Below are 18,107 nucleotides of genomic sequence, written 5' to 3'. Positions count from 1 at the left end.
TTAAGCGTTTGCGCGAATGCGGTGTAAATAATCTTGCTTAGTAAACTCGCCCCAAGGTTGACGCTGACCATCGAGCACAACCGCGTCGATATCATCCGCCAATTGGCGCGCCGAGTTAAGCATGATAGAGAAATTCATTAGCGCATCACCGTAGCAAGGTAAAGTCATAAAGAATACCACGCCTTGGGTGCTGAATTGCTCCATATTGTCTGGGTCAAAAACACCAGGTTTTACCATATTAGCAATGGAGAACAACACCTTACCATTACCGGCATTATCCACATGACGATGGAAAATATTCATATCGCCATATTTAAAATTAAGGGTTAAAAAGCAAGGTAATAATTCGGCACCATTAAGTTGCTGGCCTTCTTTCGCCACCACGTGCAGTACGAGTACATCACGTGGTTCACCTAAATCATCATCGGCCTGTTCAACGGCTTTAGGTTGCTCTTCTTCATACGCCTCTTCATCATCAAACAACGCGGTTTGGGTAGGCATTTGCACTTGGGAACGTTGCTCTTCAGCCGCCTTTTGCGCCACTATCGCCGCATGGGATTGGCCAACGTGAGCTTGATTTAAATGCGCTGTATGGCTTTGCAATACTGGCTCTTGGCGCGATGCTTTAGGACCGCGGTGTTGCTCTTTCACACTCGGTGATTGCAAATTAAAGTCGGGCTGCGCCATGCTTGGTTCTTGCTTAAACAGTGGTTTAGGTTCAACTTGAACGGGTTCCACTGGTTGCGGTTGTGCTTTGGCTTCTTGCTTTAAATAAGGGTTAAACGCAGGTGCCTCTGGGGTATGAGCTTCATTCGCTTTACGAACTCTGACGGCGCCAATACCATCGGCGTCGAAACCATCGGCATCGATACGCTTGGGGGCAGCCTCGCCACGCTCTGCCTGCTTTTTGTAGAAATTGCCCATCGGACTATCTTTCAATGACTTAGGCTGTTGTCTTCTGATAGACCAAAATCCATGCACCAGCACAGCAACTATGGCTATGGCGCCTAAAACGAACAAAACTAGTTGCAAATCTTCCATTGGTTACCCTGTCTTTCTTCTAGTTATCACGCGTCGGCCATCGCCACCGCTTGCTCTAAATCTACTGCGACTATACGGGATACACCCGGCTCATGCATAGTCACACCGATAAGTTGATCAGCCATCTCCATCGTAATTTTGTTATGGCTGATATAGATAAACTGTACGCTCTGCGACATCTCCTTCAATAATCGGCAGAAACGTTCTACGTTGGCATCGTCTAAGGGCGCATCCACTTCGTCTAACATACAGAAGGGAGCTGGATTCAACCTGAAAATCGCGAATACCAATGATAAAGCCGTTAGGGCTTTTTCACCACCGGAAAGAAGATGGATTGTGCTGTTCTTCTTACCTGGCGGCTGGGCCATGATGGTCACGCCCAGTTTCTAATAAATCGTCTTCCGTTAGCGCAAGGTAGGCACGCCCGCCACCAAACACCTTGGGGAACAATCGCCCTAAATCCTCGTTGACCGCATCAAATGTGGCTTTAAAGCGGGTGCGGGTCTCCTTATCGATTTTACGAATGGCTTCTTCTAGTGTTGCAAGCCCTTTATTAAGATCTTCATCTTGATGATCCAAATAGGATTTTCGCTCACTTTGTTGCTCAAATTCTTCGATCGCCGCGAGGTTTATCGCACCTAAACGGATAATTTTTTGCCGGATCTGATCCAAATCACGCTGCCACTTATCTGGCTGACCATCGCTAGGCAGCGAATCAATCACCTGAGCAAGCACAATTTGCTGTTCCGCCAGGGCTGCCAACTGGCTGTCAGCCTGCCCTTTTAATCCCTCACGACGTAACTTTAACGTGCTGAGGCTTTGAGTCAAGCCCTCAAGCTTACCAAGCTCTTGTTTTTGCTTTAATCCTATACTGTTTAGCGTTTCAGTGAGCGAACTTTGTTGTGCCCTGAGCGTTTTAAGTGCCTGTTGCTGACTCTGTTGCTGATTGAGTAGCTGCGCCAGTTGTTCACTCAGCTTTGCCGTTTGCTGATCACCCTGCTGTGCGACAACACTGGCAAGCTGGGCTGACAGTGTTTCCTGTGAGTGGACTAATTCACTGACACGGACCCGCTGTAATTCAATTTGTTCTGTACTCACCGCCATCCGAGTGGTGACCGATTGCAGACTGGCATTGAGGCTCGCTAAGCGGCGCTCGGCATCGCTAATTTGTGCCTTTAGCGCTTGGTGACGGGCTAAATCCCCTTGGGCTTCAAGGCTTTGTTGTTGCTGTTTCTCAAGGCTTAACGCTAGCGCCTCCGCCAATTCATCCTCTTGTTCCGAAAGCAGCATTAACTGCTCAGCCAGCTCGGCTAACTCATTGCGCGTTCGCGCAACGGTTTCTGCTAGTTGTCCCCGTTTAACTTCGCGCTGCTTGGCCTGGGCCTCTGCGTTATTAAGCTGGGTAGATTTGGTGGCTTTATCGAGCTGTAATTGGTGTAAGCGTTTGATACCTTGGCTTAAGCTGTCACGCACTTGGGTTAATTGCTGCGCCAACGCATCGAGCTTTGACTGCTGTATTACCCGCGCCTGCTCACACTCATTAATCGCTTCGCTTAATTGAGTTTGTTCTTTACTCAGTTGCACTAACGATTGGCTATTGTCTTGTTTGGCAATCAAAAAACCTTTGCCAAGCATATAACCATCAGCGGTCACAATTCGCTCATCGGCCGCCAAGCTCGCCACTTGTGCTTGTGCGCTGGCCAGATTATCGGCCCATTTAAGTCCCTTAAGCCAAGGGGCAAGGTTCAATTTTGTCCCTAAGATGGGAGAACCATCGAGATGCGCATCCGCCGCCAAGGCAGCATCGGCATAAAACCCTATCTCATTGGCGTCAACGCCCACGGGCAGCGTCATTAATCCCTGCAGCGCCAGCTCTGCCGCGGCTTCCCAGCCGTTTTCCACTTGAATGCTTTGCCACAGCTGCGGCTTATCACTTAACTCTTCTTGTTTTGCCAGCCATTGTTCAACCAGTTCGAAGCGCGCCCGCATCGAAGTTAAACGCTGCGATAACTGCTCAAACTCACCTCGCGCAACATCTAACGCGTGAGTATCGGTAGCCAGAGTGGATTCAAACTCTTGATTAATTTCAACTTGTTCAGCTAATGCTTGCTCTAACTGGGTAATCTCGTCATTGAGTGATGCGCTGTTATCTTCAAGGGCATGCTCATTGAGTGAGGCTAACTCTTGCTGTTGTTCTTGGTGTAACTGGGTTTTATGGGCATTTAATTGCTGCTGATGCGTCAGTTTGCTGCGGTGTAATTCTAATTGCAGCTTATGCTGAGCGGTTGTCGCCGCCAGCACTCTGGCGCTTTCACTTTGCGCCTCACTGCGCGAAACACTCATCTCCCACTGGGCTTGCAGCTCATCGAGCATTTCTTGCTGCAACTCATGTTGCGGCGCAAGTTGGCTAAGCTCTAGCTCAAGCGCTTGAAAACTAGCTTGATAAGCGGCTAATTTGGCTTGGTTTTGGGTGATTTGCTCGCTCAATTGCTCGAGCTGAGTATGTAGCTGGGCGTCGCGCTGCTTTTGGCTCTGCAACTGTTGCTCAAGCTTTGCGATTTCAGTACCCGTTAGATAATAGGCTTCGACCGCCTGCTGCTCTTGCTCGGCTAACTGTGAAAGCGTAACTTGCAGCTCAGTGCTTTCTAACTCACTCGTTTGCGCTAAGGATTGCGCTGCCGCTTGTTGCAGCTCAAGCGAGCTAATCTGCTCCGATAAACTCGCCATCTGGCTTTGCAGCTCTTGGTAGCGCATCACCAGCAATTCAGCATGGGTTTTACGCTCAGCCTGCTTTAGCTCGCGATATTGTGTTGCGGCTTTTGCCTGCTGACTGAGCTTTTCCAGTTGTTTGGCTAACTCACTGCGAATATCCCCTAAACGCTCTAAGTTTTCACGGGTGTGACGAATACGATTTTCCGTTTCACGCCGCCGTTCTTTATAGCGAGAAATCCCCGCCGCCTCTTCGATAAAAGTACGTAAGTCTTGTGGTTTAGATTCGATTAAACGTGAAATAGTGCCCTGCTCGATAATGGCGTAACTGCGCGGCCCAAGCCCGGTGCCCATAAATAGATCGGTGATGTCTTTGCGGCGACATTTTTGGCCGTTGAGAAAATACCAAGATTCACCGTCACGGCTCACCTGACGCTTGACCGAGATTTCTTCATAACTGGCATATTGGCCCGCAAGGCGGCCTTCTTTATTTTCAAACACCAGTTCAACGCCCGCCACAGATACTGGTTTACGGGCGCTGGAGCCGTTAAAAATTACGTCACTCATGGAGTCGCCGCGCAAATGTTTGGCCGAGCTTTCACCTAGCACCCAACGCACGGCGTCAATCACGTTCGATTTACCGCAGCCATTAGGGCCAATAATGGCGCTTAATGCCTGTAAAAACGGAATTTTGGTGGGATCGACAAACGACTTAAAGCCGGCAAGTTTTATTTGTTTTAATCTCATAGTGCCAGTTAGCGCGTCTCAGTTTAAAAAGCCATCAGGGCGATGGCAGATATCGGTGCAGGCCAATATTAGCCCGAGTCGTGTCATAGAATTCTGAGGCCAACTTTAGCAAAGCAAGCTGCATTTTGTAACGCTTTTTATTGAATTCATGCGGCTTTTAGCTTGTCATCTCGCGACGAGTTGATCACAATCGCAGTTATCTGTCTCCCGCGCTGTATCTCAACTTTTTGGAATGACGATATGACACAGAAATTTCCCTCGCCCTCACAGGCTAAAAGTGGTGTGAATTATTTTCTCGATGGCTTTGGTTTGATCACACGTAAAGGTCTTCGTACTTTTGTATTTATTCCTTTAATGATTAACCTGTTACTTTTTGCCGCCGTAATTTATGTGGCTGTCGGTCAGCTCGATCTGCTCTTTACTTGGATGAATGCCCAACTGCCTGAGTATTTAAGCTGGCTTAACTTTCTGCTCTGGCCACTGGCGGTTGTCACTATGTTGGTGATGCTAGCCTTTGTGTTTAGCTCAGTGATGAACTGGCTAGCCGCGCCTTTTAATGGCTTACTGGCCGAAAAGGTTGAACAACTATTAACCGGCAAACCCATGCATACCGGTTCAGGCATGGACTTAGTCAAAGACTTACCGCGCATTCTTGGCCGTGAATGGATCAAGCTGAAATACTATCTGCCCCGTGCATTGGTATTTTTACTGCTATTTTTAGTGCCAATGGTCGGGCAAACCTTGGCGCCTATTCTGTGGTTTTTATTCAGCGCTTGGATGATGGCGATTCAATACTGCGACTATCCCTTCGATAACCACAAGGTGAGCTTCAAGGATATGCGCTTTGCACTGAATCAAACCCGCGGCACCAGTTTCAGCTTTGGCGCAACAGTGACACTGTTTTCGATGATCCCTGTGGTGAACTTTATTGTGATGCCTGTGGCTATTTGTGGCGCCACCGCCATGTGGGTCGATAAGTACCGTGAAGCCTACCGTAATCCTGTGGTCGCACCTGAATAATCCTCCTTATCGCACTGGATGCATGCCATCCAGTGCGCTTTGGCTCTAACTCAATCCAATTTAAATACAATCCTTGTAACAATTACTCATTCTTGTTAACTCAAAACTTCTGGCACACTGCGCGTAATTTACGGATTATTTTGGGCCCAGTTGTTGAAGACGTTTCTCCCCTTTCTGCTATCGAGCATGATGTTTCTGAGCTTACCGAGTCAGGCCGGCTCAGTTAGCCAATTTCAGTTAACGATTCCAACCTTAACGGATACCGCCGAGATTGATGGTGAATTTGATGAGGCAGTGTGGCAGCAGGCGGCGCTGGCCGAGTTACGCTATGAGACTCAGCCCGGAGAAAACACTGCCGCTCCGGTTTATACCGAGGCCAGAATCTACGCCACCCAAACCAGCCTATTTGTGGCCTTTATCGCCAAAGACAGTCAGCCTCAACGCATTCGTGCCACTCTCAAGGACAGGGATAATCTCTGGGGTGATGATCTGGTGGGGATCAAACTCGATACCCTCAATAACGCACGCTTGGCCTATCAGTTTTTTATCAACCCGCTGGGCGTGCAACTAGACTCGATAGAGAATGAACTCACGGGCGAAGAGAGCGAAGCGTGGGATGGCATTTGGAAAACCGCCGGTAAAATCACCGCAGATGGCTATCAGGTGGAAGTCGAACTGCCATTACGGCTATTCAACTTTGACGATAAAAAGCCCATTCAAGACTGGGGATTTGAGCTTATTCGCTACTATCCACGTAATGAAAACCATCGTCTCTCCACCCATAAAATTGACCGCAACATCAGTTGCCAGCTCTGTCAGCTCGGCGTCGCCACGGGTTTAGTTTCAGCCAAGCAAGGGCAAGATCTGCAAATTACTCCCGCTTTTGTAGCAACTCGCAATGAACATAAAACTGCACATGGTTGGCAAACAGATACGGACTATAAACCGGGGTTTGATTTACGCTGGGGAATGAATGCCCGCACCTTGTTGAATGCAACCATTAACCCCGATTTCTCTCAAGTCGAATCCGATGCGGGTCAGCTCGATATTAACAGTACATTCGCATTGTTTTACGACGAAAAACGCCCCTTCTTCCTCGATAATAAAGACTACTTCGATACCCAAGTGAATCTGCTACATACCCGCAATATCGTATCGCCGGATTATGGCCTCAAACTCACCAGCCAAACCGAGCAACACACTTGGGCACTGCTGGCCGCCAATGACAGCCAAGCCACCTTTTTAATGCCGGGTAATTTAAGTTCAGAGGTCGCCTCATTAGCAGAGGAAAGCCTCAATCTGGCTGCGCGTTACCGCTTCGATATGGATAAAACCTTTTCCTTTGGGGGTCTTATCACGGCTAAGAGCAGTGCCGACAATCAACTGACTGAATTTGCTGCACAAACCGATGATAATAATGATTACCACAATTATGTCATAAGTTTAGATGCCAAATACCAGCCTACTGAGCAAGATATACTTACTGCTCAGGTCGCCCATTCCCAGACACGTTACCCCACAGCCCTATACCAACAATTTTGTGGCAATGTGGAGGGAGAACTGACAGAAGGGCTACTCTGCGGTCAAACGCCCTTAAACTGTGAATTTGGCCAATGCCAAGTGAATGAACAAGTATTACGTACCCAATCAGATGAGGATTTTAGTGGCGCCTTGTATCAACTGACCTATGAACACAATGCCCGCGATTGGTTTGCCTACAGCGAATATCACGATGTTTCCCCTAATTTTCGTGCCGATTTGGGCTTTGTAGAGAAAATTGACTATCGCACCTTTATGGCTGGCGGTGGCTTAATTTGGTATCCGCAAGTGGTGTTTAACAAGATAAAATTTGGCGGTGACTGGGATATCACCCACAATCAAGCGGGAGAACAGCTCGAGCAAGAATTTGAGATCTTTTGGGAAATGTATGGCGCACTACAAAGTGAATTGTCCTTTGGGGTAGAAACCCGTGAGCGGGTCGGACCACGCCATAATACAGCGCAACTCGCCGTAATAGGTAACAGCAATCAATATGAGGAAACTCAAGGCTGGCTTTACGGAGCCATTACGCCGATTTCAGCCCTCAGCCTTGAGCTGGAGATCCATTACGGCGATGAGATTGATTTTCTCAATGATAGATTAGGCACAAAGACCTTAATCAATCCAATATTGAACTGGAAAATCACCAACGGTTTATCGGTGGAGATTTCTCATCTTTATCAACATATGGAGGTCGAGCAGGATAAACTCTTTACCGCAAACCTTTCGGATGTGCGCCTGCACTGGCAACTGAGTCTGCACAGCTTTATTCGCCTATCGAGCATTTACACCCAAATCGAGCGTAATCTTACGCAGTATTTGTATTCGTCGCCCGATAGCGAAGCGGCGCACTTAGGCAATGAAATCCTCTACGGCTACAAACTTAATCCCCAGAGCGTGTTCTATTTGGGCTATTCCGACAGTTTAACCTCGGATGATGAACTCACGCGGCTCACTCGGGACGAGAAGACCTATTTTATGAAGCTAAGCTACGCCTGGTTGCTCTAGGCAGAAAGGTTTAGCATAAAGCCCACAACAAGGCTTGTGGGCTTAAATCAGAATTCTAGCTAAGACTCATGGATCCCCAATAAGCTTGGGCTGGGAAGCGCAATCCCCATTGCGGTGAGCTCCACTCCCCAATGCCGCAGCAGCGCAAGATACGCCTGTTCAAAGGGATAGCGTGGCCGCGGGAATGCCCACGTTGAAGGAAAACACCATTCCTCCTCGCTCTCATCAATCGCTAAATAGGCGACAAAATCATGCTTTGCCTCACTCAGCGCAGCGATTAGATTCGTCGCCATCGCGACCCTGTGGGCAGAGGTAAATCCCAACTGCTCACCAAACTCATCAAATACATAAGCATCGTACAGCGCTTGCAGCTGCGCGGGATCTAAAGGATCGTAACGATTGAGTGTTTCCCCGAGCGTTTCCTCGCGGTCATAACAATTAAAGGCGCCAAGAAACCAGCCAGGATTGGGATGGAACGGAATATCCGAATCAGGGTAAAGAAGCGTCATGGTGACAGGTTCTCGTACTGCAACTGAGGCTTTAAAAAACTGTTTTTAAGGCTGTTAACTGCCTTGTCTGATTAAAAGCATTTTCGGTTAAGGTACGGCATCAAGCCGTTTAACCCAATGTGCTGATATAAAAGCAAAAGCCCCATTGCTGGCAATGGGGCTTTTGTCGATTTAGCGTTTTTGCAAAATAACGCTACCGATGGAGTAACCCGCGCCAAAGGAGCTTAAAAGCCCTAAATCGCCCGCGTTAAAGTCAGCGGAATATTTATGGAAAGCAATCACAGAGCCGGCGGAGGCGGTATTGGCATACTCGTCGAGCACCACGGGCGCCTGATCGGGCGTCACCTCATCACCTAGTAGTTTTTTCACCACAAACAGGTTCATATTGATGTTGGCTTGATGCAACCACAAACGCTTAAAGGACTGCGGCGTGAGGGATTGCTCGGCCAGATGCTCATCTAAATGCTGATAAATCATCGGCAACAGTTCTTTAAAGACTTTGCGCCCCTGTTGGTGGAATAGCTTATCCGCCTGATGCGCCGAGCTTGGATCGCAGCGATTAAGAAAGCCAAAATTACTGCGAATATTGTTCGAGTAGTCGGTAAAACAACGGCTTGAAACAATGTTAAAGCCTTTACTCGCGGCCACTAGGCTTTGCTCTTCGAGCACCATAGCGGTTGCGACATCCCCGAAGATAAAGTGACTGTCACGGTCACGGTAGTTAACCTGCGCCGAACAAATTTCGGGATTAATCACTAACACGCGCGACGCCGAGCCAGTCGCAATCGCATTGGCAGCGGCCACAATGGCAAAGGTGGCCGAAGAACAGGCAACCTGCATATCGTAACCATAGCCACGGGTACCGAGTGCCCGCTGGATTTCAATCGCCATCGCCGGGTAAGCGCGCTGCGTATAAGCACAGGCAACAATCACTAAATCGATTTGCTCGGCCTTCACGTCCGCTTGTTTCAGTGCCATCAATGCCGCCTCAACCCCAATTTCGGCCTGCATAGATAACTCGTCACTGCTGCGCTCAGGGATCAGCGGCATCATGATTTCAGGATCGAGAATACCGTCTTTAATCATCACATATCTGTGCTTGATGCCCGAGGCTTTCTCGATAAACTCACTGGAAGAATAAGACAGCGGCGCGACATGGCCCTGCTCAATTAATCCTGCATTTTCAAGGTTAAACATATCGACATAGGCGTTGAAGCTTTCCACCAAAGCTTCATTTGAAATACTGTGTGGCGGCGTAAATAAACCGCTGCCAGAAATAACGACCTGTTTCATAGGTGCTCCGAACGGGTGCTTGTTGTAAGGTGAGCAGACGTCGCATTATTCTGTGTTGGCACGGCGGCTAATGCGTGTTCAGCCTGCGCCTGTTGCTGCTCTAATTGTTGCTTTTTATGCATTTGCGCTAAGTCTATCACGACTGTGGAAGATATTTTATCTTGGATCCCCTGCCGATTGGCATCCCAAAAAATCTGGATAAAGCCAAGTAAGCCTGTCGTAAAGCCCGCCGCATAGCCACCATAACGGCCAAAAGCGGTCCAAAGGCTGATTTTAGCGCCATCAAGTTGAATAACGCGAATACCTAATAGTTTTTTACCTAAGGTCTGACCATCAAATTTGGCGGTAAACACGGTAAAGTAAAATGCTGCCCAACCAAACCCTAAGCCCATATCGCTCATAAAGCCTTTAATCCACGCCAGCACACTGCGGGTATCACTTTCTTCCTCATCGACGTTTTTGGTGTTGTTACTTTCCGCTTGACGCACGGAATTAAGATCTTCATCTGCGGCTTGTTTATCGGTATGCGCGTTAGCTAATCCATCGGCTTGTGGTTCAGACACTGGGTTCGCCCTACGTTCAAGCTTGTCATCAAGCAAATGACTTGGCTTTGGTGATTGTGAGGGTGTTGTTGAATCCGTGGCTGAATCGAGAGTGACTTCAAACACTTTCACCTCGGGCCAGAGAATGCCCGCCATGATTTCATCACGTAACTGCGTTTTATCAGCCTCGGATAAATCCATGCTCGCTAAAGTGTCTAATACCATATCGCGGCGCTCAGCTGCCGACATGCCCTCAATGGGTACATTTTCCAGTGTCTGAGTTTCGAGCGTCTGTTGCAAAGAACGGATTTGTTCACGGGCACAATCCGTATTTTCACAGAGTCCGAGGGAGACAAGGCCAGGAATCGCCTTAACAACAGTCTTACTATCCTGGGGCGCGGAGACCTTGTCGCGGGTGGATTGATTGGATTGATGCAAATCCCACAAATTCCCCGCCGAGCTAAAGAGCATTAACCCTAGCATGGCGGCATAAAGGCCCCATTTGAGAAAGCGGCCAAACTGGCGGCTACGTTTTTCGATATAAATAATCCCCACCACCAGCAGAACAAACAGCCAATCCATTTGCTCGGCTAAAATAGTGATAAATAAACCATCGATTAATATCGCTAGCGCCCGCTTAAATGGTGTTGCTAACGGGGTATAAAGTACCGATTCGGCAATAGTAAATGCCTTAGGGGTGACCATAGTTCTAGGATCTTTACCCACATCTGTTTGTTGTTGCTTCATAATGGTTGAAATCCGATTCCGATAAGCGCTTTTATCACCAAAACATCAAATGACTGTTCTCGTTCTATTGCAATTTTTATTGATGTTAGCAAGAGGTTAACACAGTTAAACCCACGACCAATCGGGCTTTGCGAATAACAGTGACATCTTTAATAACTAAATAGAATAAAGAAGAACAAACAATCACTTCTAAATACGCCACAGGCGATTATGATTCAATAGTGCAAACATAGGAGCAAGCAATCCATGAGCAAAATTTTCGAAGACAATTCATATACTATTGGCAACACCCCGTTAGTGCGTTTAAACCGCGTAAGCCAAGGTAAAGTGCTCGCAAAAGTCGAAGCACGTAATCCAAGTTTCAGTGTCAAATGCCGTATCGGTGCCAATATGATTTGGGATGCCGAGAAAAAAGGCCTGCTCACCAAAGATCATGAACTGATTGAGCCTACCTCAGGTAACACCGGGATTGCCTTAGCTTATGTAGCCGCCGCCCGTGGTTACAAGCTGACGTTAACGATGCCAAACACTATGAGCCTAGAGCGTCGTAAGCTGCTTAAAGCTTTAGGCGCAAATCTTGTGCTGACTGAAGGCGCAAAAGGCATGAAAGGTGCGATTGATAAAGCGGAAGAAATCCGTCAATCAGCGCCTGAAAAATACATTATGCTGCAGCAGTTTAATAACCCTGCTAACCCAGAAATCCATGAAAAAACCACAGGTCCAGAGATTTGGAACGATACCGATGGTGCTGTGGATGTGTTTGTTGCGGGTGTTGGTACTGGTGGAACTATCACTGGCGTGAGCCGTTACCTGAAGAAAGTTGCAGGCAAAGCCATTACTTCTGTCGCGGTAGAACCCGCAGATTCACCAGTTATCACCCAAACCTTAGCGGGATTACCCGTACAACCTGGTCCACACAAAATTCAAGGTATTGGCGCTGGTTTTATTCCAGGTAACTTAGATCTTGAGTTAATCGATCGCGTTGAAACCGTCACTAACGATGAAGCTATCGACATGGCCCGTCGCTTGATGCAAGAAGAAGGCATTTTAGTCGGTATTTCTTCAGGCGCAGCAGTGGTTGCTGCTAACCGTATCGCTGCCCTGCCAGAGTTTGCGGATAAAAACATTGTGGTTATCCTGCCTTCGGCTGCCGAGCGTTACTTATCATCAGTATTGTTCCAAGGCCAATTTGGCGACGAAGAAAATATTCAGTAATCTCATCGCTTGTTGATAAAGATACCCAGCTCCGTCTGGGTATTTTTATGTCTGTCAGTTAATTCTTGCCATGCATATCTCTTTCGAACGAATATTGTTTCTATCAAGAGCCTGATTTATTGGTGAAATTGGACACAGTTCATAGTTTTTCCGTGCAATGCTAGCTTTAACAATTCAGTCCGCTATAAATAGCCCTCTCCAAGATTAACGTCAGTCTTTTATGTCTTTTTACCAAAATCCAAAAGCGCTAAGCGCCTTTGATGCTAAGTTTGAGGCACAGAAAATTGCCTTTGGACCCGTGAGTTTTCAGGTCGCGCATTGTCTACTCAAATTTGAAGTGCTCGCCACTATTGATAAGGCTGGTGAGCAAGGGGTGACCTTAGCGAAATTAGCCCAAACGAACCTGTTGAGTGAATACGCCCTTGGGGTGTTATTGGATATGGGACTAAGCATGGGGCTGGTATGGCTTAACGAAGACGCCTATGTCCTCGATAAAACAGGTCATTTTTTACTGCATGATGATATGGCAGCAATCAACCTCAACTTTGTGCAGGATGTATGTTATCAGGGATTATTTACGCTGGATAAGGCGCTACTCACTGGTAAACCCGCGGGGCTGAGTGTATTTGGTGACTGGCAAACTATCTATCCCGCATTGAAAGATCTGCCTTACGCCGCAAAAGAGAGTTGGTTTGCATTTGATCATTATTATTCTGATCATGCTTTTCCGCAGCTTTTACCCTTAGTCTTTGCCCATAGTCCAAAACACTTAGTCGATATTGGTGGTAACACCGGAAAGTGGGCTCTAAGCTGCTGCAAATTCGATCCTAAGGTTGAAGTGACCCTGATGGACTTTCCAGGGCAATTAGCCATTGCCAAAGAAAATGCTGCAAAACATGGCGTTACCGATAGAGTCCATACCTTTGCCACCGACTTACTCGATGAGTCGCGCCCTTTTATTGAAGGTGCTGATACCTATTGGATGAGTCAGTTTCTTGACTGCTTCTCTAAGGCGCAAATCTTGAGCATTTTGCAACGCACCGCAAATGCGATGACAGCCAATAGTCAGTTGTTTATTGTCGAAACCTTCTGGGACAGACAGCCTTCTGCCGCCTCGGCCTATTGTGTTAACGCCACGAGCTTGTACTTCACCGCGATGGCCAATGGCAATAGTCGAATGTACCACTCTAAGGACTTGATGGCCTTGCTGCATCAAGCAGGTTTATATGTCGATGAGGATACTGACAATATTGGGCTTGGGCATACTTTGCTGCGTTGTAAACGAAAACCTTGCTAGTTAATAAAAACTGAATCAATGGATAAAATTAATCAATTTTATTTATTTACACCTTAGTCATACACTGACATTAACAAATAGATACATCGAATTAATGTCAGTGTTGAGAGGTAAGTAATATGACTTCAAAGCGTAAACGTTGGACCGCACAGGCCGCAAAATTACCTAGCCCTATGGGCGGACTCGCACTCGCAATCGCAAGCTTAGGGTGGACTTGGGAAAGTGTAATGCCTTCACTGAATGGCTGGGGTCAATTAATCGGTGCAATTATTGCCTCAGCACTGTTACTAATGCTAGCCGGTAAGTTTTTGCTGCATCCTACAGTGCTCAAAAATGAACTTAGCCATCCCGTCGTCGGCAGCGTAATACCGACTTTTGCCATGGCATTAATGGTAGTGTCTAACCTGCTCGGTCACTATTTTCCCCATGCGGGATTAGCCCTTTGGTTAGCCGCCATTGCGATTCATATCGTATTTTTAGGCGCCTTTATCTACTATCGTGCTATCGACTTCAAACTCGAACATATGGTGCCTAGCTGGTTTGTGCCACCCATTGGCATCATAGTGGCTGCTGTGTCTTTCCCCAGCAATGGTGAACCTTGGTTAGTTAACACCATTTTAGCCTTCGGTATGATCGCCTATTTAGTCATGCTGCCACTGATGCTCTATCGCTTGATCTTTTGTCAAGCGATTCCTGACGCAGCTAAGCCCACTATTGCCATCCTTGCTGCTCCCGCAAGTTTATCCCTTGCAGGCTATTTAACGGTTTGTGAGCAACCATCAATCGCCTTAGTCGCCTTATTGGCAAGTATTGCCATCTTAATGACAGCGGTTATCTACCTTGCTTTTTTCCATTTACTTAAATTGCCCTTTAGCCCTGGTTATGCAGCCTTTACTTTCCCCATGGTGATCGGTGCTACAGCACTCTTTAAAACCGCTCACTGGCTTGAGCAATTTAGTCAAATGACCGATCTCACTCAATGGGTAAGGTTGTTGGCAGATTTTGAACTCGGTGTCGCCACTGTCGTCGTTGCCTACGTCGCTGTTCGGTATCTGACTCATTATCTACCCAACCCAATGGCCAATATTGGCACAACTATAGTTGAACTTAAGTAATAGGCATAAAATACGGTAAGTGTATTTGGCTACTTAACGTACTAAATAAAAATTTAATAACACAACATACAGAATAAAATAAGGAGTGAATTTATATTCACTCCTTTTCAAATTAAAATCCACACCATCAATTCACTCACAAAACTTTAGACTGACAAAGTAAAAAGAACTCTCAAAAATTTAATAAAGGCTATAACAGCTTTATAAAACCATTCTTAAATCCTTTCATTAAGATATTTTCAACATTAAACACTCAAAAATACCGCATAAAAATCTGTATATTTAATATTGCTTAAATTTAAATCTACACATACTGAAAAAGTATGATTATTTTTTTATTACAAATGCTTTCAATTTTTACAAATAAAAAACAAATTAACAAATAAAAATAAACAAACACCATGTTTTCATTAGCAAAAAAGATTAAACGCACCCTAAGCCAGCAATCAACCAATAAAAAACAACTTAAGACAAACATTTTTGCAACAAAATATCTTTACACATCGTAACCAACATCAATATCAACTGTTGCACTTGTTATTTTCTTGTGGTTATATCTGGAGCCTAATTAAATAGGCACTTATTTCCTATAACGTTCCGTATTTAATTAAAATAACAACTAAACAAATAACAAGTGTTAAGGGAGAATGATATGCGCGCTAATTCAACATTGGCCAAAGCGGTTCGCTTTGCGTTAATTGGTGGTGCTACAACAGCTGCTTTATCTAGTATGGCTGTTTACGCTGAAGAAGGAGATAACGCTAAGGTAGAACGCATTGAGGTAACAGGTTCACGTATCCAAAGAACGGATATGGAATCAGCGTTACCAGTAACAGTTTTATCTGCCGAAGATATTGCAAAAACAGGTTTAAGCGATGTTTCTGCTGTTTTAGCACAAATGCCATTTAACACTGCCGGTAGCTTCATTAGCGATGCAGGTAGTTCTGCAAGTAACCATGCTAGCTCAGGTATGCGTGGTTTAGGCTCAAACCGTACGCTAACCTTGATCAACGGTCGCCGTATTGCGCCATCTGCTACATTTGGTGGTGATGCCACTAACCTCAATTTAATTCCAATGGATGCAATTGAACGTATTGAAATTTTACGTGACGGTGCATCAGCAATTTATGGTTCAGATGCTATCGGTGGTGTAATCAACATCATCCTTAAGAAGACTTTCGACGGTTTAGCATTTGATGCCAAATTTGGTAGCCCAACTCAAGGCGGAAGAGATGAAAAGTCGGCTTCTATCACTTTTGGTAATACCAGTGATAAAAGCAGCAGCTTAGTAATCATCGAACACAAGCAATTTGATCCACTGCAAGGTGGCCAACGTCCTCACTTAACCGCTAACTGGGATAAGAAATACGGCCGTAGCGGCTTATATGCGCCAGAAGGCACATATCGTCCAGTAGAATCTCGTCCTGTGAAAGGCGCAGATGGCACATTCGGCACACCTGTCTATACAGGTTTACAGGTTCCAGGTAAAGATTGTCCAGCTGATCGCATTGTAACCACTAAAGACGGTTCAGCTTGTGGTTTTAACCAGTTTGACGGTACTGACTATCTCCCAGATCAAACAAAAGACTCTGTATTCTCAAATATGACTTACCGTATTACTGATGAATTAGAGTGGTTTGGTCAGGCTATCGTAATGCGTGATAAATCCATCACGTCTTCTACTGCGCTGTGGACTCCTAACCTATACATAGCAGCCGATAACCCATTAAACCCAACGTTCGGCACAGCTAATGCGTCAGAAGTTCAAGCTTATCATCGCTTGAAAGGCGTAGCAGACCGTTCAACGGAATTCGACTCAAATGTAGTTGACATAGTAACAGGTTTAAACCTTGAGTTAGATGCAGGCTCTCTAAGCTGGTACGTTCAATACTCAGATCAAATTGTAAACATTGAAACTGACTCTTATGTCTTCGAAGATAAGCTGCAAGAAGCGGTTGATAAAGGTTTGTATAACCCATTCGTTGAAGGTGGCAACGCAACTCAAGCCACTTTAGATACTTTCTTACACACAGCTACTCGTAAAGCAACCTCAAATACAACCGGCACCGGATTGTCATGGGCGGCACTTGCTCCAATTTCCTTACCTGGCGGTGACTTAGGTTATGCTGTTGGTATGGAATACCAAAAAATTGAATACAAAGATTCCCGTGACGCTCAACAAGCAGCAGGTAACGTATTAGGGACTTATGGTGGTGATTCTGCTGGCGATAGAAGCTACAAAGCGGCATTCGTTGAGTTAGAGCTACCAGTTTTAGATCACTTGAACGTGAAGCTCGCAAGCCGTTACGACCAATATAGCTTACCAGATGTTGGTCAGCTTTCTAGCTCTGTAAACGTACGTTACGAAGCCTTAGATAACTTAGTGCTACGTGCATCTTATGGCCAAGGCTTTAGAGCACCGTCACTAGATGACCTGTTAGGCAAACCAGCAACCAGTTACGACAGAGTCACAGATACTACTCTGTGCCAAAGTCTACCACCTGATCAACAAAACGGTAATCCTGCTTGTGAAGATAACCAATATCTGCGTAAGAGTTCAGGTAATAAAGACCTAGATCCAGAGAAATCTGCTCAATACTCTTTCGGCGCAGTGTGGAATATTACTGAGAATATCGATTTTGTTGTTGATTACTACAACATTGAAATCACTGATCAAGTAAGCTACATCGGTGCACAAACTATCGTTGACTTAGAAGCAATTGGTGGCTTAGGTGCCTATGACCCTAAATACATCTATGTTAAACGTAAAGCTGATGGCACTATCGATGAGATTGGTGCAGGCAACATCAACATGGACGGCGTACAAACTTCGGGTCTTGACGTATCTTTCACGTCAAACTTCGATTTAGGGGAAATTGGTACATTTAAGTTTGCAGTTGAAGGTACTTATGCCCTGGAATACACCGAACAAGCAAGCCCAATTGCTAAACGTTATGATGTGTTAGGTACTAAAGGTTATCCGCCACTACGCTTCAATACGACATTTAGCTATGCAATTGATGACTTCTCTGCATCTTTGATTGCTAAGTACATTGATTCTTACGATGGTGAAACGCCACAACAACAAGAAGTTGGCACGAATAAACAAGACTTCTCATCTTTCACCACGTGGGATCTGACACTGAACTACGACTTCGATAGTTACGGTAAAGTCACTGTAGGTGCTCGTAACCTGTTTGATGCAATGCCAACTGTTAACTACAGCTTAGGCTACCCAGGATACGATACAGATACTCATAACATCTTAGGTCGTGTCGTATTTGCAGGATACAAAGTGAAATTCTAATTTCCCTTTAGGAAGATA

At 46.0% G+C, this 18,107-nt stretch carries 10 protein-coding genes and 1 pseudogene; 6 read left to right on the top strand and 5 right to left on the bottom strand.

What is annotated here, in order from left to right; translation table 11 throughout:
• Both zipA and smc read right to left on the bottom strand, forming a co-directional pair.
• Complete coding sequence (zipA, locus tag SHEWPOL2_RS05195) at positions 1-1,041, bottom strand: cell division protein ZipA (protein WP_037426754.1); 1,041 nt, start codon at positions 1,039-1,041, stop codon at positions 1-3.
• 26 nt (positions 1,042-1,067) lie between these two features.
• A pseudogene (smc, locus tag SHEWPOL2_RS05190) lies at positions 1,068-4,497 on the bottom strand (chromosome segregation protein SMC).
• A 240-nt stretch (positions 4,498-4,737) separates the two neighbouring features.
• Between smc and cysZ the strand changes: the two are divergent.
• Both cysZ and SHEWPOL2_RS05180 read left to right on the top strand, forming a co-directional pair.
• Positions 4,738-5,517, top strand: coding sequence for a sulfate transporter CysZ (gene cysZ / locus SHEWPOL2_RS05185; protein ID WP_037426752.1), 780 nt, complete (start codon positions 4,738-4,740; stop codon positions 5,515-5,517).
• A 186-nt stretch (positions 5,518-5,703) separates the two neighbouring features.
• Positions 5,704-8,064, top strand: a complete 2,361-nt coding sequence (locus SHEWPOL2_RS05180) for a carbohydrate binding family 9 domain-containing protein (protein WP_050991309.1) — start codon at positions 5,704-5,706, stop codon at positions 8,062-8,064.
• Positions 8,065-8,123: 59 nt separating this feature from the next.
• On the opposite strand, the gene SHEWPOL2_RS05175 is transcribed toward SHEWPOL2_RS05180, so the two are convergent.
• From SHEWPOL2_RS05175 to SHEWPOL2_RS05165, 3 genes are all read right to left on the bottom strand, one after another.
• Complete coding sequence (locus tag SHEWPOL2_RS05175) at positions 8,124-8,573, bottom strand: hypothetical protein (RefSeq protein WP_037426748.1); 450 nt, start codon at positions 8,571-8,573, stop codon at positions 8,124-8,126.
• 171 nt (positions 8,574-8,744) lie between these two features.
• Positions 8,745-9,866 (bottom strand): beta-ketoacyl-ACP synthase III, encoded by a 1,122-nt coding sequence (locus SHEWPOL2_RS05170; protein ID WP_037426746.1) that lies wholly within the window; start codon positions 9,864-9,866, stop codon positions 8,745-8,747.
• Positions 9,863-11,155, bottom strand: a complete 1,293-nt coding sequence (locus SHEWPOL2_RS05165) for an RDD family protein (protein WP_037426744.1) — start codon at positions 11,153-11,155, stop codon at positions 9,863-9,865. Before SHEWPOL2_RS05165 ends, SHEWPOL2_RS05170 begins: the two co-directional genes overlap by 4 nt.
• 246 nt (positions 11,156-11,401) lie before the next feature.
• On the opposite strand from SHEWPOL2_RS05165, the gene cysK reads away from it, so the two are divergent.
• The 4 genes from cysK (at position 11,402) to SHEWPOL2_RS05145 (ending at position 18,089) form a co-directional block, all read left to right on the top strand.
• A complete protein-coding gene (gene cysK / locus SHEWPOL2_RS05160) occupies positions 11,402-12,370 on the top strand; it encodes a cysteine synthase A (protein WP_011622282.1) in 969 nt (322 codons plus the stop codon).
• Between the two features lie 220 nt (positions 12,371-12,590).
• The gene (locus tag SHEWPOL2_RS05155) at positions 12,591-13,667 is read left to right on the top strand and encodes a methyltransferase (RefSeq protein WP_037426743.1); all 1,077 of its coding nucleotides are present in this window, start codon (positions 12,591-12,593) and stop codon (positions 13,665-13,667) included.
• A 119-nt stretch (positions 13,668-13,786) separates the two neighbouring features.
• Positions 13,787-14,782 (top strand): TDT family transporter, encoded by a 996-nt coding sequence (locus SHEWPOL2_RS05150; RefSeq protein ID WP_037426741.1) that lies wholly within the window; start codon positions 13,787-13,789, stop codon positions 14,780-14,782.
• A gap of 652 nt (positions 14,783-15,434) precedes the next feature.
• The gene (locus tag SHEWPOL2_RS05145) at positions 15,435-18,089 is read left to right on the top strand and encodes a TonB-dependent receptor (RefSeq protein ID WP_037426740.1); all 2,655 of its coding nucleotides are present in this window, start codon (positions 15,435-15,437) and stop codon (positions 18,087-18,089) included.
• The last annotated feature ends 18 nt before the right edge of the window (positions 18,090-18,107 follow it).

It is taken from the genome of Shewanella sp. POL2 (genome assembly GCF_000282755.1).
Lineage (GTDB): Bacteria > Pseudomonadota > Gammaproteobacteria > Enterobacterales > Shewanellaceae > Shewanella > Shewanella xiamenensis.
The sequence above is the reverse complement of the archived record's forward strand: the minus strand, read 5'-3'. Positions and strand labels throughout refer to the sequence as shown.